The sequence below is a fragment of the Murdochiella massiliensis genome, assembly GCF_900059565.1.
GTDB lineage: Bacteria > Bacillota > Clostridia > Tissierellales > Peptoniphilaceae > Murdochiella > Murdochiella massiliensis.
On sequence record NZ_FIZW01000002.1, the window covers coordinates 1200230 to 1222431 of the forward strand.

The 22202-nt window shown below is 50.5% G+C and carries 18 protein-coding genes; 17 read left to right on the forward strand and 1 reads right to left on the reverse strand.

Going from position 1 to position 22202, the window contains the following annotated elements; translation table 11 throughout:
- The first annotated feature begins 163 nt into the window (after positions 1-163).
- The 13 genes from BN3910_RS07030 (at position 164) to BN3910_RS07090 (ending at position 16775) form a co-directional block, all read left to right on the forward strand.
- Entirely contained in the window at positions 164-1129 is a 966-nt protein-coding gene (locus BN3910_RS07030; protein WP_148417355.1) for a G5 domain-containing protein, read from the forward strand.
- Positions 1130-1347: 218 nt separating this feature from the next.
- A complete protein-coding gene (locus tag BN3910_RS07035; protein WP_066925912.1) occupies positions 1348-2025 on the forward strand; it encodes a TIGR00266 family protein in 678 nt (225 codons plus the stop codon).
- Between the two features lie 198 nt (positions 2026-2223).
- Entirely contained in the window at positions 2224-3624 is a 1401-nt protein-coding gene (glmM, locus tag BN3910_RS07040; protein WP_066925915.1) for a phosphoglucosamine mutase, read from the forward strand.
- Complete coding sequence (locus tag BN3910_RS07045; RefSeq protein WP_066925918.1) at positions 3621-4922, forward strand: CCA tRNA nucleotidyltransferase; 1302 nt, start codon at positions 3621-3623, stop codon at positions 4920-4922. Before glmM ends, BN3910_RS07045 begins: the two co-directional genes overlap by 4 nt.
- Entirely contained in the window at positions 4919-5746 is an 828-nt protein-coding gene (locus tag BN3910_RS07050) for a DegV family protein (RefSeq protein WP_066925921.1), read from the forward strand. Before BN3910_RS07045 ends, BN3910_RS07050 begins: the two co-directional genes overlap by 4 nt.
- A gap of 70 nt (positions 5747-5816) precedes the next feature.
- Positions 5817-7157, forward strand: a complete 1341-nt coding sequence (gene tig, locus BN3910_RS07055) for a trigger factor (protein ID WP_066925924.1) — start codon at positions 5817-5819, stop codon at positions 7155-7157.
- A 2-nt stretch (positions 7158-7159) separates the two neighbouring features.
- On the forward strand, positions 7160-7744 hold the full coding sequence (clpP, locus tag BN3910_RS07060) for an ATP-dependent Clp endopeptidase proteolytic subunit ClpP (protein ID WP_066925927.1): 585 nt from the start codon (positions 7160-7162) through the stop codon (positions 7742-7744).
- Between the two features lie 18 nt (positions 7745-7762).
- Positions 7763-9034 (forward strand): ATP-dependent Clp protease ATP-binding subunit ClpX, encoded by a 1272-nt coding sequence (gene clpX / locus BN3910_RS07065; RefSeq protein WP_066925930.1) that lies wholly within the window; start codon positions 7763-7765, stop codon positions 9032-9034.
- A 68-nt stretch (positions 9035-9102) separates the two neighbouring features.
- Positions 9103-11523 (forward strand): endopeptidase La, encoded by a 2421-nt coding sequence (lon, locus tag BN3910_RS07070; protein ID WP_066925933.1) that lies wholly within the window; start codon positions 9103-9105, stop codon positions 11521-11523.
- A 151-nt stretch (positions 11524-11674) separates the two neighbouring features.
- The gene (yihA, locus tag BN3910_RS07075) at positions 11675-12286 is read left to right on the forward strand and encodes a ribosome biogenesis GTP-binding protein YihA/YsxC (protein WP_066925935.1); all 612 of its coding nucleotides are present in this window, start codon (positions 11675-11677) and stop codon (positions 12284-12286) included.
- A gap of 98 nt (positions 12287-12384) precedes the next feature.
- A complete protein-coding gene (locus tag BN3910_RS07080; RefSeq protein ID WP_066925938.1) occupies positions 12385-13548 on the forward strand; it encodes a glycosyltransferase in 1164 nt (387 codons plus the stop codon).
- Between the two features lie 164 nt (positions 13549-13712).
- A complete protein-coding gene (locus BN3910_RS07085; protein ID WP_066925941.1) occupies positions 13713-14468 on the forward strand; it encodes a TVP38/TMEM64 family protein in 756 nt (251 codons plus the stop codon).
- 1497 nt (positions 14469-15965) lie between these two features.
- Positions 15966-16775, forward strand: a complete 810-nt coding sequence (locus BN3910_RS07090) for a hypothetical protein (RefSeq protein WP_066925944.1) — start codon at positions 15966-15968, stop codon at positions 16773-16775.
- Positions 16776-16980: 205 nt separating this feature from the next.
- Here BN3910_RS07090 and rd read toward each other — a convergent pair whose 3' ends face one another.
- A complete protein-coding gene (rd, locus tag BN3910_RS07095) occupies positions 16981-17145 on the reverse strand; it encodes a rubredoxin (RefSeq protein WP_066925947.1) in 165 nt (54 codons plus the stop codon).
- A 377-nt stretch (positions 17146-17522) separates the two neighbouring features.
- Between rd and BN3910_RS07105 the strand changes: the two genes are divergently transcribed.
- From BN3910_RS07105 to BN3910_RS07120, 4 genes are all read left to right on the forward strand, one after another.
- Entirely contained in the window at positions 17523-17936 is a 414-nt protein-coding gene (locus tag BN3910_RS07105; RefSeq protein ID WP_066925953.1) for an ATP-binding protein, read from the forward strand.
- A gap of 257 nt (positions 17937-18193) precedes the next feature.
- Positions 18194-20053 (forward strand): translational GTPase TypA, encoded by a 1860-nt coding sequence (gene typA, locus BN3910_RS07110; protein WP_066925956.1) that lies wholly within the window; start codon positions 18194-18196, stop codon positions 20051-20053.
- 166 nt (positions 20054-20219) lie between these two features.
- Positions 20220-21677 carry a cardiolipin synthase gene (cls, locus tag BN3910_RS07115; protein ID WP_066925959.1) on the forward strand — a complete coding sequence of 486 codons (1458 nt, stop codon included), beginning with the start codon at positions 20220-20222 and terminating at the stop codon, positions 21675-21677.
- Positions 21678-21704: 27 nt separating this feature from the next.
- Complete coding sequence (locus BN3910_RS07120) at positions 21705-22202, forward strand: hypothetical protein (protein ID WP_066925961.1); 498 nt, start codon at positions 21705-21707, stop codon at positions 22200-22202.

The following is a 22202-nucleotide window of genomic DNA, read 5'->3' on the forward strand; positions in this document are numbered from 1 at the left end:
GTTTGCAAAGAAAAAGGAACATTCCTATAATGAGGACGAATTTCGTAACAAAAAGATTACAAATATAACAGCGCCGTTACCATTTTCGGCTCTCGACCATCCGAAAAGGACTGACCATCCTAAGGTAACGAGCAACCTCGCTGACCACGAGGAGGGAGGCAACATGAACAAAAGACACGCAGGAAAGAGACGTGCGCTTATTTTGGCGGGCGTCCTGACGTTGAGCGCGATTGCGGGAAGCATGGTTTACGCGCAACGTCCGAAAACAGTTCATTTGAACTACAATGGAGAAGCCATCGAACTGGTGACCAACAAAGAGACCTTGCAGGAAGCGTTGGCGGATGCCAAATTGGAAGATCTTGCGGATGCGAAGCTCAGCTTAGAGATGAGCGATGAAGTTCAGGACAATATGCATCTCCAGATTAAGACAAAAAAAGTCGTCACTCTTTATGATGGAGATCACGTTGAGAAAAAAGTGACTTATGCGACAAATGTAGGTAATTTTCTGGAAGAAAATGAGATTGCTGTCGATCAGGATGATGTGATTTCCCCGGCGCGTACAGAGACCCTGCATGACGGGGACAGCGTGCGTGTGGATCACATTGAAACCCGCATGATCACGGAAAATACGGCGATTCCGTTCAAGACGACGACGCAGGAAACCGAGGATATGAACATTGGCGAAACGAAAGTGAAAAAAGCCGGTGCTAAGGGAAATCGTCAAACGGTGACCAAAGTGGTGCTCAAGAACGGAAAACCTGTTGAAAAGAAGATCGTTTCCAACGTCGTGACAAAAAAGGCGGAGGAAGAAGTCGTGCTCAAGGGCACGCATGATCCGTCGCCGACGAGTCCGATGCTGTATACACTGGCGCAGTTTCAATTCCAGGGCGTCGTATACTATTCCGATTATAAATACACCTTCTATTCACAGAGCGTATTGCCCGGCGGCGGACTTTCCATTCCCGGCCGTCACGTGAATGACGACGGTTATGTTTGCGACGGTGACGGCTATATCGTCTTAGCCGGCAGCGCTCCGCTGGGTACGGTGTATCCGACCCCATTCGGCCATTACGGTAAGATCTACGATCGCGGTACGACAGGAAACCACCTGGACGTTTACGTCCAATAACCCATCGGTAGATCCGTTTATATTCGTTTTCGCCCACCTTGCTGGCAAGGTGGGCTTTTTTTATGCCCTGATTTGACAATTCAAGACAGAAAAACGACTCGATGGGTAAAGAAAATCTTGGAGTATAGGTTGTTATTTATAATAGTAGAGAAGCATTGTATAGAGAAAGAAATACTGTTCAGGAACGCAGCGTCACAACGCGGAAAAGGAGGAAATGTATGCAGTACGAAATTAAAGGTGGTAATTTTCCTGTCGTTGTTTGTCAGTTAAACAATGGCGAGCAGATGTTCACCGAAGCGGGATCCATGGTGTGGATGACACCGAACATGGAGATGTCCACCTCCGGTGGCGGCGGCTTAGGAAGCATGTTTTCCCGTGCCCTCTCGGGTGAAAATATGTTTCAAAACATCTATCGGGCGCGTGGAGACGGAATGATTGCGTTCGGATCCAGTTTTCCGGGAAGAATCTTGGCGATTCCTATGGAAAACGGGAAGGAAATCATTTTGCAAAAGCGTGCATTTCTTGCTGCCGAAAGTAGTGTGCAGCTGGCCATGCATTTTCAAAAGAAATTAGGCGCCGGATTTTTTGGTGGTGAGGGCTTCATTATGCAGCGTGTTTCCGGAAACGGCATGCTTTTTGTGGAAGTGGATGGCGAGTATATTGAATATGAATTGCAGAGCGGTCAGCAGATGATCGTGGACACCGGCAATGTTCTTGGCATGGAAGGCAGTGTTTCGCTGGACATCCAACAGGTCAAGGGCATGAAGAATAAGCTCTTGGGCGCAGAAGGCTTTTTCCATACCGTATTAACGGGTCCCGGAAAGATCTGGCTCCAGACGATGCCCATTTCCGGCTTGGCCGGTGCCATTGCGCCCTTCCTTCCGTTAAGAAACTGAGAAATATTGAGCGGACGAGGCTTCTTCCCTTTTTCCGGATTTTGGCGTATCATCCGATTCTGTTCGCGGCGCCGGCAATTCGATGCTTTTGTCACGTTCTGTCCACACCGTCGGTGTCCCGTCGTATCCCGTTCGCGGTCCCGGTTCTTGACACCGTGACCGCGAAATCGGTATCATGAGGCGATAAGGGAGGTGGCCATGAAATACTTCGGAACAGACGGCTTTCGCGGTGAGGCGAATCAGTCGTTAACGGCGGAACACGCCATGAAAATCGGACGTTATCTCGGTGCGCATTTTTTGAAATTACAGAAGGAATTGCGCGTTTCCCTCGGCGCGGGACATAATATGCCGGAGTGGGCGGAAGAAAAGCGCCCGCGCATTGTGATCGGCAAGGATACCCGTCGATCCAGCTATATGTTGGAAAATGCTCTGGCGGCCGGCATTACGACCAGCGGTTGTGACGTGGGACTTATGCACGTCACCACGACGCCCTCCGTATCGTATGCGGTACGCGCGGAGAACTTTTGCTGCGGCATCATGATTTCCGCCAGTCATAATCCGTTTTACGACAACGGCATTAAGATCATCAACAGCGCCGGCGGCAAGATGGAAGAGGAACTGCTCGAAGAAATTGAGCGCTATATCGACGCCGAGACCGATGATTTGCCGCTTGCCCAACGCGGTGAAATCGGCATGGTGGAGGATTATTCCCGTGGCCGAAATCGTTACATCGGCTATCTGATTCAGACAGTGCGCCGCTCCTTTAAACGTATGCGTATCGGACTGGATTGCGCCAACGGCGCGTCCTTTACGGTGGCAAAAAACGTCTTTGACGCCCTCGGCGCGGAGACGCATGTCATTCACGATCAGCCCAACGGCCTAAATATCAACCTGGATTGTGGGTCCACACATATTCAGAGCTTGGTGGATCTGGTGAAGTCTCAGAAACTCGATTGCGGATTTGCCTTCGACGGGGACGCCGATCGCTGCATCGCGGTAGACAACCACGGTAAAGTGGTGGACGGCGATGCCATCCTTTACATTTGCGGCAAAGAGATGAAGGCGAATGATGCATTGCCCGGAAATACCGTTGTTACCACCATCATGTCCAACTTCGGCCTGTATAAAGCCTTTGAACGCGCCGGCATTCAGTATGCAAAAACGCCCGTAGGGGATAAGAACGTCGTAGCGGAGATGTTTGAGCATGGCTATGCTCTCGGCGGAGAACAGTCCGGACACATTATTTTTTCCAAATATGCCACCACCGGTGATGGTGTGTTGACGGCGCTTCGTCTGGCGGAAATTGTGGTAGAAAACAAAACCGACCTGGCTTCGTTGCATCAGGATTTGATTCACTATCCCCAAGTGTTGCGTAACCTTCTGGTGGAAGATAAAGAGGGGGCGCTCGCAAACGAACGGGTCCAACGCGCCATTGCCGAAGCCAACCGTGTGCTTGGTGAAGAAGGACGAAGCGTAGTGCGCGCATCGGGCACCGAGCCGTTGATTCGCGTAATGGTCGAACATTTAGACAGTGATCTGTGCGAAGAAATGGCGGAACACATCGTGCAGGCGTTTCGTGATGAGGGTTTCACCGCATGATTTTTCCTGACGAGGCCCTTCTCGTTTTGCGTCGTCTTGAGGCGGCCGGCTATGAAGCCTGGATCGTCGGTGGCGCCGTGCGTGACCTACTGATGGGGAACTCCGCCTCGGATATCGATCTGGCCACCAACGCTACGCCGGAACAGATTGAAACCGTATTTGCCGCCGAACATACGTTAGATGTGGGTAAGTCCTTCGGCACGATTCGCGTGGTGATGCCGAAGGCGGTCTATGAAGTCACCACTTTCCGGGCGGAAAGCGACTATCGCGACGGACGTCATCCGGAAGAAGTTCATTATTCTCAGCATCTGGAAGAAGATTTGAAACGCCGTGACTTTACGATGAACGCCATGGCATGGCATCCCGAACGAGGACTTCGCGATCCGTTCGGTGGAGAACGGGATCTTCATGCGGGGCTTCTACGTGCGGTGGGTTGTGCAGAGGAACGCATTGGCGAAGATGCCTTACGCATGTTGCGCGCGGTGCGTTTTGCTTCTCGCTTTCAGTGGACTATTGAGCCTTCCTTGCGGCAGGCCTTGATCAAGCAGCATGAGCGCATTCGTTTTGTTTCCGTGGAACGCTGCTATGAAGAGTTGGAACGGATGTTGACGGACGCACACCCGGATCGGGCTCTCGCTCTGTTGAACGAGACGGGACTTTGGACGGCACTTTTCGCCGAACCACCGCAGAAAGGCAGTTCCCTTCTGCTGTCCCCGGACGATGTGCAGCCTGCGCTGGTCTGTACGGTGCCTCCATGCCCGGCTTTGCGCTGGGCGGCATTGGGGTTCGGCTCTTCCTTTGCTTCTACAAAAGATGAGGTTGCCGTGCGCGTTTCACGTATGAATCAATTGTTGCGCAGGTTAAAAACCTCCACGAAGTTGCGCGAAAACGTGTGTCTGCTTCTTCGTGAAGGACATAGCCCTTTGCCGGAATGTCTTGCTGACGTGCAGCGTCTGATCGGACGAACCCGACCGCAACAGCACGCCCTTCTTGCTTTGGTTCGTGCGGCAAGCGAAATACTGCCTGCTTCGCCTGAGGAGAGAGACGAACGGCAGGCTGCTGTCCGTCGTGTGGAACGGCAAATGCTTGAAGTGGAAGAGCGACACCTGCCGGTGGCACAAACGGATTTGACCATTGGCGGGGCGGATTTGCTGGCAATGGGTATGAAACCGGGGAAGAGCGTGGGCGAAATGCTATCGTGGCTTTTGGATCAGGTTCTTGATGGTGATGTGGAAAACCATGCTGCGGCGTTAACGAGGGCAGCGCGACAGAGGATGGAAGAGGGAGAAAGAGAATGAAACGAGTCATTGTTACCGATTCCAGCTGTGACCGAAATGAAGCGTTGGACAAAGAGATTGCAGCACGTCGCGTGCCTTTCGCGTTAAGCTGCAACGGCCATCACTATGTGGATGACGGCAGCATGGATATTGATGCGTTTCTGGCGGATGTGGATGCCTCAGATACAGTTGCGCAGAGTGCGGCAATGTCACCGCAACATTTCATTGATGCCGCAGGCGATGCCGATGAAATTTTCTTTCTCACCATTTCGAGCAGGCTCAGCAGCTCCTATAATAGTGCTGCGCTGGCGGCTCGCGAGTTGTGTGAAGAGGGAAAACGGGCGCATGCCTTTGACAGCAAGGCCGCCGCTGCAGGAGAAAGCGCCTATTTGTTCCGTCTGCACGAGCTCATCCAAAAAGGCCTCTCTTTCGATGAAATTGTGGCGAAAGAAGAAGAGATTGCACAAACAAACTACACCTATTTCGTATTGAATAACTACACCACGTTAAGTAAATCCGGACGCTTACCGCGTCTGGCCGGAAACATTCTCACCCATCTTTCCATTCGTCCCATTTGTCGCGGTGTAAACGGTGAAATCGGCCTCAAGTCGATTGCGCGAGGCATGGATCGCGCGATGATGCGTATGGCGGAGCACATTGCTGCAGAAGATGTGCCGTTTGCGAAGCGTACACTCGTTATCACCCACATTCGGGATATCGAACGAGCGGAACATGTGAAGCGGGAAATTCTTGCGCGCGCACCGTTCGGCCGTGTGGAAATCGTAGAAGGCGGGGGGCTCAATGCGTGCTATGCCAATCGTGGCGGCATTGTGGTCGGCTTTTAGCGGTCTCCCTCGCATTGTGCTATAATGAAAAAATCTTGTCGAAAAAGAAAATACAAAGGAGTAATGACGAATGGCGAAACTGGTATCTCACGAGAATAATCGGGCGGTTTACACACTGGAGCTTGCCTGGGACACGTTTAATGCGGAAATTGAAAAGACGTATCAGAAGAACAAACACCGTTTTCCGGTGCACGGCTTCCGTAAAGGGAAGGCACCTCGCAAGGTGATTGAGATGAACTACGGTCAGGGCGTGTTTTATGAGGATGCCCTCAACAGCCTTTTACCGGAAGAAATTGAAAAAGCGACGAAAGAGCTTGATTTGGAAGCCATCGGTCGTCCCGATGTGGATATCAAGACCCTCGAGAAGAACGAAACGGTAGTCATTGAGGTATCGACGGACACCATGCCGCATCCCGAATTGGCCGATTATAAAGGAATGGAAGTCGAACGCCATCCGGTAACGGTGGATGAAGCGGATGTGGATCGCGTTATTGCTGCGGAACAGGAGAAAAATGCCGTCATTCGTCCGGTCGAACGTGAAGCAAAGATGGGTGACACCGTGCAGATGGATTATGCCGGAAGTGTTGACGGGGTAGCCTTTGAAGGCGGTACCGCCGAAAAGCAGACGCTTGAGCTGGGCTCCGGCGCCTTCATTCCCGGATTTGAAGACCAGATTGTCGGTCATAAAGCCGGCGAATCCTTTGATGTGAATGTCACCTTCCCGGAAAAGTACCATGCGGAAGATTTGGCCGGCAAAGATGCGGTTTTCGCCGTTACGTTGCATGAAGTCCAGGAAAAAGATGTTCCAGAAGCCAACGATGAGTTTGCTCAGGATGTTTCCGAATTTGACACGATGGATGCTTATCGTGAGTCGGTGCGCAAAAACCTGCTTGAAAAGGCGGAGGAACAGGATCTCAACCGCCGTCAGTCCGATGCGCTGGCAAAGCTGGCTGAGCTGTCCAATGTCGAAGCACCTCAGTCTATGATCGATGAGCAAGTAGATGTCGAATTGCGCAATATGGCGAACCAGATGCAACAAATGGGTCTTTCTTTTGACCAATATCTGCAGTATAGCGGCCAGAGCATCGAAATGATTCGTGCCAACTATGTGCCTGCCGCTCGTGCGCGCGTACAAGCGGATCTCGTTTTGGCGAGCCTCGTCGAAGAGCAGAAGTTTGAAGCAAGCGAAGAGGAAATCGAGAAAGAGATGAAAGAAATCGCCGAAACGTATGGCGCCAAGGATCCAGAAGATTTCCTGCGTCGCATGAAAGAAATGCAGCAGGAAGAACTTGTTGCCGATGATATTCGCAAGAAGAAAGCCCTGGATTACCTGTTGGAGCAGGTAAAATGGGTGGATGCACCGGAAGAAAAGAACGACGAAGAGACAGAAAAAGAGACGGAAGAGAGGTAAACATGCCTTTAATTCCTACGGTAATTGAAACCACCGGTCGTGGTGAGCGTGCATACGATTTGTATTCGCGCTTGTTGGAAGAGCGCATTATCTTTGTAACCGGTCCGATTGAAACGCAAATGGCCAATCTGATTGTGGGACAACTCCTGTTTTTGGAGCACAAGGCGCCCAACAAGGATATTCAGCTCTACATCAATTCGCCCGGCGGGGAAGTAACGGCCGGGTTGGCGATTTATGACACCATGAATTACATCAAGAGCGATGTTTCGACGATTTGCGTCGGCATGGCGGCGAGCATGGGCGCGGTTTTGCTTGCCTCCGGCACCAAGGGCAAGCGCTTTGCGTTGCCGAATGCGGATGTCATGATTCATCAGCCTTCCGGCGGTGCCCAGGGCATGGCGTCGGACATTGAAATTACAGCGAAGAAAATTATCGAAACCAAAAAACGACTCAACAAGATCCTGGCGGATGCGACCGGCCAGTCGCTCAAGGTGATTGAACGCGATACCGATCGCGACCGTTGGCTGAATGCGGAAGAAGCCATGAAGTACGGTCTTGTTGATCAAGTCATTACCTCCATGAAGTGAGGAGAATGAGGAGGCGAAATGGCGGATTTTCACGAAGATCCGGTGCGTTGTTCGTTCTGCGGAAAATCGGCGGACGACGTTGAGCAGCTTGTTGCCGGACCTGGCGTTTATATCTGCAACGAATGTATCGCGCTGTGTCAGGAAATGACACAGGCGCATGCACAACGTACCAAAAAAGCGAATGCGGCCAAGCGCCGATTGCCCACGCCCGAAGAAATTAAGCGGGCGTTGGATGATTATGTCATTGAACAGGAAGAAGCCAAGAAGGTGCTGTCTGTGGCGGTTTATAACCACTATAAACGCATCTATCGACAGGAAGAGACGGCGGTGGACATTCAAAAGTCCAATATCTGCCTGATCGGGCCGACGGGCTCCGGAAAGACGCTGCTTGCGCAGACACTGGCCAAAACGCTTCAGGTGCCGTTTGCTATCGCGGACGCGACCACGCTGACCGAAGCAGGGTATGTTGGGGAGGATGTGGAGAACATCATCCTTAAATTATTGCAGGCGGCGGACTATGACGTCGACCTCGCGGAACGCGGCATTATCTATATTGACGAAATTGATAAAATCGCCCGCAAATCCGAGAACCCTTCCATTACGCGTGACGTGTCCGGAGAGGGCGTGCAACAGGCGTTGCTCAAGCTGATTGAAGGAACGGTGGCCAATGTACCGCCGCAGGGTGGACGGAAACATCCGAATCAGGAGTTTATTCACGTCGATACGTCGAACATTCTCTTCATTGTCGGCGGAGCCTTTGCCGGCATTGAGCGGGTGATTAAAGATCGCCGTGAAAAGAATCCCATCGGCTTTAATCAGACGGTGGTCGATCATTCCGACGAAAGCGTATCGGAAACGCTGCGCAATGCCATTCCTGAAGATCTGATGAAATTCGGACTTATCCCGGAGCTGATCGGGCGTGTTCCGGTTTTGGTGGCGCTGAACGAGCTGTCCGTGGAGACCTTGGAACGGATTTTAACCGAGCCGAAGAACGCGCTGGTTAAGCAATATCAAGAACTCTTTCGCATGGATGATTGCGAGCTGACCATTACACCCGCTGCCATTCACGCGATTGCCGAGAAGAGCTATTCTCGCAAGATGGGCGCGCGCGGCTTGCGCTCCATTATGGAATCAACATTGATGGATGCGATGTACCACGTTCCCGGCGATGATCGCATACGCCAGGTTGTGGTTGACGAAGAGAACATTACAAACGATACGCCGCTTGCGTTGTTAAAGCAGACGGAAATGCAGGGACAGCAGAAAATGGCTCTGCATGCGAAAGAATAACAACAGGCACCGTGAAACCGGGCGGCGACCGACAGCCGGGAAACCGGCTGTTTTTTGTAGGAGGAACCATGTTACCTCAATATTATGAAGCGAAAAAAACAGTATTGCCCATTCTGCTGGTGCGCGGTTCCGTGGTTTTTCCCAACCAGGTCATTCATTTTGACCTGGAAAGCGAAGAGGCGGAAAGCGTTCTGGAATGGGCAACACGCAATCATTCTCCTGTCGTGGTCGTTTCCATGTTGGATCCCACTATTGAGGAGCCGACACTGGGCGATTTTGCCGAATTCGGTACGATTTGCACCATCCGCCAGTCCTTCCGCCTTCCCGGCGGACCGAGTAAGGTTGTCGTGGAGGGGAATGCACGGGCAAAAATTACGCATATTATCCGCACCGACCCCTATGTGGAGGGGGAAGTGTTGGAATACACCTATTCCCCGGAACGTGTTGATCGGGATGAAAAACTGAAAAATGTAATGCGTTTGACGGCGACGTCGGCGGTGAATTATCTGAAGGAATCGATGCAGGTGCCGGAAGTGTTCCTGTTTCCGCTATTGGATGCGGAGGACCCCGGAATGCTCAGCGACGAGCTGGCCACCCATCTGGATCTTCGGCATGATGAAGAACTGGATCTGCTGCAAGAGCTGGATCTGCAGGAACGTTTGTATAAACTTCGTGCCGACATTTCCCTGCTGACGAAACTTTCCCGTTTGGATAAGGAAATTAACGAAAAAGCGCAGGAACGCTTGCAGCAGTCACAAAAGGAATTTGTTCTGCGCGAACAGATCAATATCCTGCGTGCGGAACTGGGGGAAACTGAAGGGGATCCCGACACGCTGGTGGATGAATATCGCGAAACCTTTGCGGCGCTGCCGCTTTCGGAAGAAGCGCGTTCGGCGGTGGACAAGGAATTGGACCGCTTGGCCTATCTGTCGCCGATGTCTCCGGATGTCAATGTCTCGCGCACCTATTTGGACACATTGGCTTCCCTTCCTTGGGGAAGTTATACGGAAGATGTCGAAGACCTTTCCTACAGTCAGCATATCCTGGACCGCGATCACTACGGCTTACGCGAAGTAAAAGAGCGCATTCTGGAGTTTATTGCGGTTCGTCAGCTGCGCAAAGACTCCAAAGGCTCCATTCTTTGCTTCGTCGGTCCGCCGGGTGTGGGCAAAACCTCTATTGCACGCGGTATTGCAGCATCCATCGGACGGAAATTCGTTTCGATGCGCCTGGGCGGTGTTTCTGATGAAGCGGAAATTCGCGGTCATCGAAAGACCTATGTTGGTGCTATGCCGGGGCGTATTATTTATCATATGACGAAGGCAAAGAGCATGAATCCGGTATTTTTGCTGGATGAAGTGGATAAGATCGGCAGCGATTTTCGCGGCGATCCGGCCAGTGCATTGTTGGAAGTGCTGGATCCGGAGCAGAACATGGCATTTCAGGATCGCTTTTTGGAAATCCCCTTTGATCTTTCGCAGGTCATGTTCATCACGACGGCAAACACAACGGAAACCATTCCGCGTCCGTTGCTGGATCGTATGGAAGTTATCCGCATCGAAGGCTATACCGACCAGGAAAAAATGGTTATTGCCAAACGTCATCTGTTGCCCAAAGCGCGCAAAGAAAGCGGCTTAACGACGAAGCAACTCTCGCTTCCTCCTGCGATTCTGGCGGATGTACTGCATTTTTACACCCGTGAGGCGGGCGTACGCGAGTTGGAACGCCAGATCGAAAAGATTTGCCGTCGCGCGGCAAAACGCATTGTCTCAGGAGAAGAAACGGTACGCGTCGGAAAAAAGAATCTGCCGGATTTTCTGGGCATGCCGAAATATGCTGATGAGCCGTTGGCCAAGACGCCGCAAATCGGCGTGGTGAACGGTTTGGCCTGGACCGAGGTTGGGGGTGAGATTCTCAAAGTGGAGGCGAATCTCATGACGGGTCACGGTGGTGTGCTGACGACGGGCTCCATTGGCGACGTCATGCGTGAATCGGCGCAATTGTCGTTGTCGTTTGTGCGCGCCAATGCGAAACGTTACGGCATCGATCCGGGATTCTACAATTATTATGATACGCACATTCACATGCCGGAGGGCGCTGTCCCGAAAGATGGGCCTTCTGCCGGCATTACCATTCTTACCGCTCTGGTTTCGGCGCTTACCAAGCGTCCGGTACGCAATGATATTGCCATGACCGGAGAAATGACCTTGACCGGCCAGGTTCTTGCCATCGGCGGGCTGAAGGAAAAGGTATTGGCGGCGCGTCGCTACCACATTACGACCATCTTTTTACCGAAAGAAAATCATCGCGATTTGATGGAGATCGAAGAGGAAGTGAAGGAAGGCTTGCACTTCGTGGAGATTTCCCATGTTGATGAAGTCATTCAGGCCGCTCTTCTGGAGCCGGTGGAAAGCAAAAAGCCCATCGTTTTTCAGGCAGAGAAGACGCGCAACCTCGGTTTTCATTTTGCTTCCCCTTCGAACATCTGACGAGGATAACTACGCCCGGCCACAACACGGAAACGAATCGTCGAGACAGCGATAAGCTGTGCATAAGGTCGGCGAAGACAGAGACTGTTCAATATGGACAGTGAAGAAAGCAGACTGTGCATAATGGACTGCGAAACGGACAGGAGAAACCATGAAAGTCATCACCTCTGCATTAGAAGCCATGGCGGTTGATCCTGCCCAGTATCCGAAAGAGGAGCTGCCGGAAATCGCCTTTGCCGGACGTTCGAATGTAGGAAAATCAACGTTAATTAACACCTTTTGTCAACGAAAAAAATTAGCCTATACGTCTTCTACGCCGGGAAAAACTCGTACAGTGAATTTCTACGGCGTGGAGGCGGAGTGGGCGGATACACGTCATCGGTTCCGGCTGGTGGATCTTCCGGGCTACGGATATGCGAAAGTCGCGCGGCATGCGCAGGACGACTGGGCCAAAAGTATCAACACATATCTTGAGGAGCGAAAAGGGTTATTGGAAGTGATTCTGCTCTGTGATTTGCGTCACGCGCCGACTGCACAGGATGTCCAGATGATGGAATGGATTCGTGCACAAGGGTATCGCGGCCTGGTTATTGCAACCAAGGCAGATAAGCTTCCCACCACCAAGGTTCTTGCACAGCGCAACGCGATGGCGAAGGCATTAGCTGTTTCGAAGGAAGACGTCTATCCGTATGCCGGGAGTGTCGCGACAAAGTCCTTCGGTATTGAAGAGATTCGAGCGTTGTTTTGCACGCTGTTGTCCTAAGATGCCAGAAGAGGAAACATCGTCTTTACCTTCTCTTTATTAGACGCTGCTTTTCTTGTGCTCGCCTTTGCTATACTTAACAGGAGAAAGGGAACGATATGAAAGTATTACTCACCAGCGACTTGAATCCGGATACCGTCAACGGGGTTATCGTTTCCGTGCTCATGCTCAAACAGGAACTGGAACGTCAGGGTTGTGAGGTAAAATTGCTCACTCTCTCTTCTACGCGGGAGACGTATCGGGAGGGAGAGATTTATTATGTCGGTTCGATTCCCCTGGATGCGATTTATCCCGATTTACGTGCTTCGCTGAATACGCGCAATTCGCTGGTGGATGAATTGATTGCCTGGAAGCCGGATATCATTCATTCGCAGTGTGAATTTTTCACCTATTCCTTTGTGCAGCGGATTGCTAAGCATTGTCACTGTCCAATTATCCATACTTACCACACACAATACGAGTACTATACAAAATACGTTTTGCCGGGCAATTGGGATGGTTTTCTGGCGCGCGTGATGGCTTTGCGCCTGCGCTCCGCCGACGTCGTCATTGCACCGACGGAAAAAACGAAAAACTATCTGCTGAGCGAAAACATCTGTTCTTCCGTGCGGGTCATTCCGACGGGGATCGATCTGGACGCATTTTCGCGTGCCGGCACACCGGAAGAAATGGATGTGCTGCGAAAAAAACTGGGCGTACCGTCTTCTTGGCGCCTCTACGGCAATGTAGGCCGCGTGGCGCAGGAAAAGAATTTGGATGAAGTGCTCGCCATCCACCAGCGCGTGCGTGAACAGCGCGATGATGTGGGATTGCTCATTGTCGGTGATGGCGCCGGCATGAAACAGCTAAAAAAACAAATTGAGGAACGTGCACTGGGCGAGAGCGTTTTTCTTACCGGCATGGTACCGAAAGAAACGGTGGGGTCCTATTATCAGCTGCTGGATTTCTTCATCTCGGCTTCGGTATCGGAAACGCAGGGGCTAACCTATATTGAAGCACTGGCCAATGGTCGCCCGGTCATTGCGCGACGGGATGACGCGATTGCGCACGTGGTGCAAAGCGATGTCAACGGCTACCAGTATGACACGTCGGAGGAGTGCGCAAACATTCTTTTGCAGCTTCTCGCAGATGACGCTTTGTATGCCCGCTGGAAACAGGGTGCATGGGAAAGCCGTGATCAATTCAGCAAGAAACATTTCGGTGAGCGCGTGTTTGCGCTCTATCAGGAACAGTTGCGCGTCGCTGAAGAAAACAAAGGCTGATTCCGGACAGAACGATACAATGTCTGATTCTGGGCAAAGCGATATCAAGGCTGATTTCGGGTAGAGCGAAACAAGCTGATTTCGGGTAGAGCGATATCCAGGCTAATTCCGGGCAGAGCGAAACAAACTGATTTCGGTAGAGCGAAGCCCTCGAAGGAGGATCGATGACAGGCCCTACGACAAACAATCACGAAGAAAAGCAGGAACAGGAAAACGAAATAGAAAAAGAGAAAGAACACGAGAAAGAACACGAGCACTCTATTTCATCGTGGCGAAAGGCACATCCGATTGATCCTGTGAAGTCGGCAAAGTTACGTCGTATAGTAACTATCGCTACGATAATAGGGATTTCCCTCTGTGTTGTGCTCGGCCTCTATGGATGGCGTTTGGGCATTTTCACCAGCACGGAGAAGATGCAGGAATTTATCTCCCGTTCCGGTGTCTGGGGTGTTTTCTTTTTCTTCCTGTTGCAGATTATCCAATGCATTATTCCCATCATTCCGGGGAATGTGACCTCTCTTTTCGGGATATACTTTTTTGGACCGCTTCCGGGTTTTTTGCTTAACTACTTGGGCATCTGTGCCGGTGAGATAATTATTTTTCTGCTTGCTCGTGCATTCGGCCCGACGTTTGTCCATGCCTTGATGAAGCCGGAGACTTTTGACAAGTACAGCAAATGGCTGGATGCCAATGATGAGAAGATTAAAAAGTTTTTCATTTGGACGATGGTGCTTCCCGGCATGCCGGATGATGTGATCTGTATGATTATGGGTCTGACGAAAATGTCGTTTAAGACGTTTGCGCTCCATTTGCTTTGGACCAAAGTGCCGGCGCTTCTCCTGTATACGTTCTTCTTGGACTATGCCTTCAAACAGGGCGGTGAGTTGTTCCGCTGGTTGAAAGCGACCTTTATGAGCTAAAAAGTTGGCTATGAGCTAAAAAGATCGGCCTGTTGTCGACTCTTGTTTCTTGGCCAGAGCCTGAGAACCTTTTGGATTTAAGCCGTCAGGGGTCGCAGCCCTGACGGCTTTTCATATTATGTCTTTATCAGGGATGCGGTCCCTGGCGATGTTCTAATTCCGTCGTTTCCCAGGGTTAATCAAGCCCTGACGATGTTCGACATTACGTGTTTATCAGGGTTGTCGACCCTGGCGATGTTCCATTTTCGTCGTTTCCCAGGGGCGATCGGCCCCTGTTAACGTTCGATATTACGCTTTTATCAGGGACAGCACCCCTGATGTCTTTCCGTATTGCATTTTTATCAGGGGCGCCGGCCCTGGCGATGTTCTATTTCCGTCATTTTTCAGGGGCGATCGGCTCCTGTTAACGTTCGATATTACGCTTTTATCAGGGCTGTCACCCCTGAGGATGTTGCATTTCCGCTATTTCTCAGGGTTAATCGAGCCCTGATAACATTCAGCATTACGGGTTTATCAGGGTTGCCGCCCCTGATGTTTTTCTGTATTACATTTTTATCAGGGTCGCTGTCCCTGATGATGTTCTATTTCCGTCGTTTCTCAGGGCTGTTCGAACCCTGACAACGTTCGACATTACGTCTTTATCAGGGCCACCGCTCCTGACGATACTCTATTTTCGCCATTTATCAGGGTTGATAGAACCCTGATAATGTTCGATATTATGGCTTTCTCAGGGACGCCGCGCCTGATGTTTTTCTGTATTACATTTTTATCAGGGTCGCTGTCCCTGATGATGTTCTATTTCCGTCGTTTCTCAGGGCTGTTCGAATCCTGACAACGTTCGACATTACGTCTTTATCAGGGCCACCGCTCCTGACGATATTCTATTTCCGCCATTTATCAGGGTTGATAGAACCCTGATAACGTTCGATATTATGGCTTTCTCAGGGACGTGGCCCCTGATGATTTTTCGTATTACATTTTTATCAGGGTTGCCGCCCCTGATGATGTTCCATTTCCCTCGTTTTTCAGGGTTGATTGAGCCTGACGATTCTTCATATTATGCCTTTATCAGGGATGCTGTCCCTGACGATGTTTTATTTCCGCTATTTCTCAGGGTTAATCGAGCCCTGACAACGTTCGATATTACACTTTTCCTAGGGCCGCTGTCCCTGATGATGTTCTATTTCCGTCGTTTCCCAGGGTTAATCAAACCCTGATAACGTTCGATATTACATTTTATCAGGGCCGCGGCCTTTATCGCTGCGACGTTTCCTCTAAATATGCAGATGGACACGGCCATCATCGATAGGCATATCGATACGACGCTTCCTCTAATAATACAGGTCCTACAACATATGTGTCGGGAGAGCATAAAAAACAGTGGGATAAGGTGAAACAAAATGGAAACGCGGGCGAGACACGACATATGAGAGAATAAACTGAACGTAGAGAAGCCGATGTTCATAGGGAAATATGCCAACAAGGAGGTGGTCAAGCATGACGGAGAAAGAGGACATCGCAGAAGCGAGAACAAAGTTAAAACAGCTAAGCGCATGTTTGCGCATGCTTCAACCCGAGTATTTGGAAGGACGACTGGAAATTAAAACCAATGCGAAGACGCCGGAGTACTTTTGGAACACCCACCAAAACGGCAGAATCAAACGAAGCTATATTCCAAAATCACAAATGGATTGCGCAAAGGCTCTTGCCCAAATCAGTTATAACGAAAGGGTTGCGCGGCGACTAGAGAGCCTGTTAAGAAAGTTGCCTTTGTCCATCAGAGAAATCAATCAAGCGGTGGATCAAGTGTACCTTGATTTGCATCCCTTAAGAAGAGAGCTCGTCGTGCCTGTGCAAAAAACGGAAGAGCAAAGATTTGAAGCTTGGAAAAAACAAAGCTATGAAGGATTACCATTTCAGGAGGGGGATGCGACGGAAATCATTACAAATCTCCAGGAACGAGTTCGTTCAAAATCGGAAAAAATTTTAGCGGATTATTTTCTTTCGCAAGGAATCTTTTACAAATATGAGTGTCCACTATATCTTTCGGAAACCACGGTTTATTATCCGGATTTCACTTTTTTTGACCCCCGGCGGAATCAAGAGATCTATTGGGAACATTTTGGCCGGATGGACCTGCCTTCGTATGCCATTAACGCTGTAAAGAAAATACGCTTGTATGAGGAGAATGACATTATTCTTGGGAAACGGCTCATCACCACTTTTGAAGGAAATCCGCTTGTTTTGGATATGCAACGTGTACAAGAGCTTATTGACCGATTTGAGCTACGGCTTTGCGCAAGATAAGAGCGCAAAGCTGCTCGTCTTTGATTCCCATGCCCGCTTTTCGAGAGGATATGCCGGAAAATACATGGTCATATCGGGTTTTGATCTCGTTGAAGATGGATAACACGATTGGCCCGTTGTTCGCCAAGGTAGAATAAAAAAGAGGCGGCGTCCGAACGCATCGTTCGGACGCCGCCCTTTCTTTTCAACAGAACCGGCGTTGCCGTTATTCGTTTACCGGTTCAAATTCGTCTTTGCCTACACCACAGACCGGGCAAACCCAATCCTCCGGAAGGTCTTCAAACGCCGTACCCGGTTTGATTCCATTCTCAGGATCGCCGATTTCAGGATCGTAAATGTGTCCACAAGCTGTGCATTCATATTTTTTCATGTTTTTCCTCCATCTTATTCATTCGATTCCTTTTGTCGCACTTATGATAAGCACTATTCCATGTATACCATATTTCCTTCTCTTCAAACGATCCTTGTCTTATGTCTGTATTTTCAAACGCCTTTCGAGTAGCTTCAAATACTTTCGAGTAGTCTCCAATTCTTTCGAGTAACGGAAGCCGTAGCATCTCCATGCCTCTTTGCCGGCAAACAATAACAGAGCATCACGGGTTAGGAACGTGCACCTTTCCTGCTTCACCGTTATGAGGAGCATTTGTATGGGTATGAAGGGAATGAAATTAAAAGGAAAGATTCCGAGAGAATGCAAAGAAATAGATTTTTTCCCGGACAGCGAAGCCAAACCGAAAGGAGGATTTCGTGACGTATTATTATTCTTGCGCCGTACCGAGCGAAATCGCTTCGGTATGCGCGATCGTTCGCGAACAAATTGCAAATATGCGAGAACAGTGTGCGATGGACAGTGAACAACTGATGGATCTGCGTCTTATTCTCAGTGAGCTCATGATTAACGGCTGCGAACACGGCAACCACAATGATCATGGAAAGTGTGTGCATTTGCGCCTTGTGGTCACGGATACACTCATTCACATCCGTGTACGTGACGAAGGCTGCGGATTTGAACTGAATCTGGAAAAAAACGAAAAGAATCATCTGGATTGCGGTGGGCGCGGACTGCGCATCGTTGCGAAACTGGTGGATAAAATGGACGTCAAGCGGAACGAGGTTTATTGCGTTTTGCGCCGCACAAGGCGCTTCTCACCGAAATATTAGCCTTATAAGGCGCTTTTCATCGAAATATCAGCCGCACAAGGCTTTTTATCGAAACACCGGCCGCACAAGGCTTTTCATCGAAACTTCTGCCTTACAAGGCGCTTCTCACCAAAATAATAGCCGAAAAAGGCGCTTTTCACCAAAGTAGTAAAAGAAAATCACAAATAAGCCACGCAATCAGGGCATGCCCCTGATTTTTTTATGGTATGCGGGTCCATGTGTTAAAATAATGGCGATTGTGATCAAAGGAGTGTGTAATGCAAGATAGGCAAGCAATACGAAACGTCGCCATTGTGGCGCACGTTGACCATGGTAAAACAACGCTGGTGGATGCGCTTTTGCGCACCAGCGGGATGATACGAAAAAATCAGGACGTGATGGAGCGCGTGATGGATTCCGGCGATTTGGAACGCGAGCGCGGCATCACGATACTTTCCAAAAATACCGCCGTTCATTATAACGGTACAAAGATCAACATTATTGATACACCGGGACATGCCGACTTCGGCGGAGAAGTGGAGCGCGTGCTGAAGATGTGCGATGGCGTCATTCTGGTCGTGGATGCCTTTGAGGGCCCGATGCCGCAGACAAAGTTTGTCTTGCGCAAGGCGATCGAGCTTTCCCTTCCGGCCATTCTCTGCATTAACAAGGCCGATCGTCCCGATGCCCGCATTGCGGAAGTACGCGAAGAAATCTATGATCTTTTCCTGTCGATCGATGCGCCGCTGTCCTATCTGGACAGTCCGGTGGTCTTTGCATCCGCGAAAAACGGCTGGGCTGTAGATGAAGCCACGTGGCAGAAGGCACAGGATAATCAGGAGGAAGCGGTGGGCGAAGATATGCGCCCGCTGTTGGAAGGTATCGTAAAGACTATTCCCGCACCAAGCGGAGAGGAGAAGGCGCCTTTCAAGCTACTCATTTCGACGGCGGACTATAATGATTATGTCGGCCGCATCGGTATCGGCAAAGTGGAACAAGGCGTTGTCCACGTCAATGATGAAGCCGTCATTACCAACTACAATGCGCCGGATAAACAGATGAAAATTCGCGTTACCACGATTTTCGAATTTGACGGACTCAAGCGTGTGCCGGTGACAGAGTCGGGCGTCGGTTCCATCGTTGCCGTTTCCGGCGTGGAGGGCATTGAAGTGGGCGATACGCTTTGCTCTCCGGAGGAAGTAACGCCGTTACCCTTCGTCAAAATTTCCGAACCGACATTGCAGATGACCTTTTCCGTTAACGACTCACCCTTTGCCGGGAGAAGCGGCCAATTTGTCACGTCACGCCATTTGCGTGCACGTCTGGAAAAAGAACTGCATACCGATGTCAGCTTGCGGATGCATCCGGGCGACTCGACGGATACCTTTTTCGTCAGCGGCCGCGGCGAATTGCATCTGTCGGTACTCATTGAAAAGATGCGCCGCGAGGGCTATGAGTTCATGGTCTCCAAGCCGGAGGTTCTCTATCGTCAGGATGCGGCCGGACACCGTCTTGAGCCGATGGAAGAGGCAACGGTAGATGTGGATCAGGAGTATTCCGGCGCGGTAATTCAGGCACTTGGCCAGCGAAAAGGCGAACTGCAGGAGATGAAGACCTCCCCATCCGGTTATACGCGCTTGGTGTTTCGCATTCCGGCGCGCGGGTTGATCGGCTATCGTCAGCAGCTTATGACGGATACGCGCGGCACGGGCGTACTGAACAACGAATTTGCCGGCTATGAGTCGTACAAAGGGGAAATTCCGACGCGCGCGGTGGGTTCCCTGATCGTTTATGAAACGGGCACGACGACGACATATGGTCTGTTTGCGGCACAGCAGCGCGGCATACTCTTTATCGGTGCCGGTGAAGAGGTGTACGAAGGGGAGATCATCGGATCGAATCCCAAAGGTGAAGATCTGGAAGTCAATGTTTGCAAAAAGAAGGCGCTGACCAACATTCGTTCAGCAGCGGCCGATGACGCCTTAAAGTTAGTGACACCGAATCGCCTGAGCCTTGAGCAGATGATGGAATTTATTGAGACGGATGAACGCATTGAAGTGACCCCTGCAGCCTACCGGATGCGTAAAGCGGTACTCAGCGGACAGGCGCGCTACAAAGCGGCAAAATACAAGAAATAGACGTTCGCGCGAAAGGAAGGATAGACCTTCACAAAGAAGGACGGGCTGCGCAAAGAAGGACGAACTTCCGACAAGAAGGACAGACTTCCGCAAAGAAGGACGGGCTTTTGAAAAACGTTGAGACGTCCGCAGAAGTGCAGAAATGTAATAGAAGAAGGGGACGGCAATGGATATCGGCATACTCTTCAATCAGATTGTACAGAATTCAACGTGGATCAACATCATATTGGCCCTGATCATCGTGTATGCGAATCGCCGTCGTCCAGCGCGCTCCACCATGCTTTGGGTCATGATGATTGCGATTTTTCCCATCATCGGCTTTTTTCCATATCTGCTGATGGGACGCGATACTCGTCGCCGGAAGCTGTTTCAGCAAAAGGAATCGCTGGATGTGGATGTTTTGCAACATGCATTGATCAAGTGGGATGAAGTGACGACCCATCTTCCTATTGAAGAAGAGGGGCGTTTTCAGGATTATCTGGAGCTGATTCGCCTCAATGTACGCATGGGCTTAACCAATTTGTCCGGTGACAATGATGTGGAAGCTATCTTTGACGGCAGAGCGAAATTCTTACGCCTGATTCAAGATATTGACGAAGCCAAAGAGGAGATCAATTTTCAGTATTACATCCTGAAATCCGATAATCTGGGCACAATCGTGATTGAGGCATTGATGCGCGCCGCTCGACGCGGCGTCACGGTACGCGTGTTGACGGATGGCGTTGGCGGACGTAATTTATCGAAAGAAATGCGGCGCATGATGCAGGAAGTTGGTATACGCATTGGCATCTTCTATCCCTCGTTCCTGCGCTATATCAACTTGCGCTTGAATTATCGTAACCACCGCAAGATTGTCACCATCGACGAGCGCATCGGCTACATCGGCGGATTTAACGTGGGCGATGAATACATTGGTCGCTACAGCCGTTTCGGCTATTGGAGAGACACACATCTTCGCATCGAAGGTTCTGCCGTGGCGGATTTGAAGATTCGCTTTTTGCAGGACTGGAGCTTTGTCATGGGCGAGTCCGAGTCGGTTCAACTGGAGGTGAATGCACATCCGAGCGAAAAGGGCGATGCCTTTTGTCAGCTGGTTTTCAGCGGCCCCGATACGCCTTTGGCGAACATTAAGCTCTCGATGCTCAAAATGATCGCTTCCGCAGATGATGTGATTTACATTCAAACGCCGTATTTCATCCCGGATCAGTCTATTTTCGAGGCCTTGGTGTTGGCTCTGCAGCAAGGGGTTCAGGTGAACTTGATGATTCCGAATCGACCGGATCATCCGGTGGTGTTTCCCGCCACGTTGTCGTTTGCCGGCGATCTTGTCCGTGCAGGAGCAAACGTCTATCGTTATGAAAAGGGCTTTTTGCACAGCAAGGTGATGCTCATCGACGACTACGTTTCTCTCGTGGGCTCCTGCAACGTGGATGAACGCTCCTTTTCGCTTAATTTTGAAGCGTCGGAGCTCGTTTATTCGCAAAAGATCAATGCCGCGCTCAAACGGGCCTTTCATGAAGATATGCAGGTAAGCACCTTACTTACCCGGGAAGTATATGAATCTCGCGGCCCCATGCTGAAGATTAAAGAGCCGATTTGCCGGCTGTTTGCACCCTTACTGTAAGATTATTCGGGAATGGAGGAGAAAATTATGGCTTCACACGAACCGACAAGATTAGGAAAACTGCTCTCTCTTTTACTTTTGGTCAGTTTGCTGTTATTCGGCGCCATCCTCATCCTGGTCTTTTTGAACCTGGGGAATGCACAGTGGTCTATTGTACTGCTTTCGCTTAATTATCCGCTCAATGCGGTGATTTGGCTCCTGCTTGCCTTGCACGTCCTGATGATTTTCCTGCGCAAAGATGCCGATGGCAGTGATGTACTCATCGGTGTTGCGGAAGCGGTTCTTCTTTGCTGCATGACACCGGAGGTTTTTACCGCTTGGCAGGCGTTTACGAAGGACCCAAGCCTGTTATTTTCTCTCTTTCGTGAACCGCTGTATTTCCGTTTCTGGGTATTGGCGCGCATGGTGAGTGTGTTTGTTCTGTTGGTGAAATTTGTCGGCCCGAAATGGTTAAAGAAGGCGCCGAAACCGCCTCTGACCTGGTCAGACGTCCGGGATGCAGAAGACGATGGTGATGAAGCATAA

Coding starts and splice junctions, on each gene's coding strand:
- BN3910_RS07030 (WP_148417355.1), top strand. CDS start 164: ATGAACAAAAGACACGCAGGAAAGAGACGTGCGCTTATTTTGGCGGGC.
- BN3910_RS07035 (WP_066925912.1), top strand. CDS start 1,348: ATGCAGTACGAAATTAAAGGTGGTAATTTTCCTGTCGTTGTTTGTCAG.
- glmM (WP_066925915.1), top strand. CDS start 2,224: ATGAAATACTTCGGAACAGACGGCTTTCGCGGTGAGGCGAATCAGTCG.
- BN3910_RS07045 (WP_066925918.1), top strand. CDS start 3,621: ATGATTTTTCCTGACGAGGCCCTTCTCGTTTTGCGTCGTCTTGAGGCG.
- BN3910_RS07050 (WP_066925921.1), top strand. CDS start 4,919: ATGAAACGAGTCATTGTTACCGATTCCAGCTGTGACCGAAATGAAGCG.
- tig (WP_066925924.1), top strand. CDS start 5,817: ATGGCGAAACTGGTATCTCACGAGAATAATCGGGCGGTTTACACACTG.
- clpP (WP_066925927.1), top strand. CDS start 7,160: ATGCCTTTAATTCCTACGGTAATTGAAACCACCGGTCGTGGTGAGCGT.
- clpX (WP_066925930.1), top strand. CDS start 7,763: ATGGCGGATTTTCACGAAGATCCGGTGCGTTGTTCGTTCTGCGGAAAA.
- lon (WP_066925933.1), top strand. CDS start 9,103: ATGTTACCTCAATATTATGAAGCGAAAAAAACAGTATTGCCCATTCTG.
- yihA (WP_066925935.1), top strand. CDS start 11,675: ATGAAAGTCATCACCTCTGCATTAGAAGCCATGGCGGTTGATCCTGCC.
- BN3910_RS07080 (WP_066925938.1), top strand. CDS start 12,385: ATGAAAGTATTACTCACCAGCGACTTGAATCCGGATACCGTCAACGGG.
- BN3910_RS07085 (WP_066925941.1), top strand. CDS start 13,713: ATGACAGGCCCTACGACAAACAATCACGAAGAAAAGCAGGAACAGGAA.
- BN3910_RS07090 (WP_066925944.1), top strand. CDS start 15,966: ATGACGGAGAAAGAGGACATCGCAGAAGCGAGAACAAAGTTAAAACAG.
- rd (WP_066925947.1), bottom strand. CDS start 17,145: ATGAAAAAATATGAATGCACAGCTTGTGGACACATTTACGATCCTGAA.
- typA (WP_066925956.1), top strand. CDS start 18,194: ATGCAAGATAGGCAAGCAATACGAAACGTCGCCATTGTGGCGCACGTT.
- cls (WP_066925959.1), top strand. CDS start 20,220: ATGGATATCGGCATACTCTTCAATCAGATTGTACAGAATTCAACGTGG.
- BN3910_RS07120 (WP_066925961.1), top strand. CDS start 21,705: ATGGCTTCACACGAACCGACAAGATTAGGAAAACTGCTCTCTCTTTTA.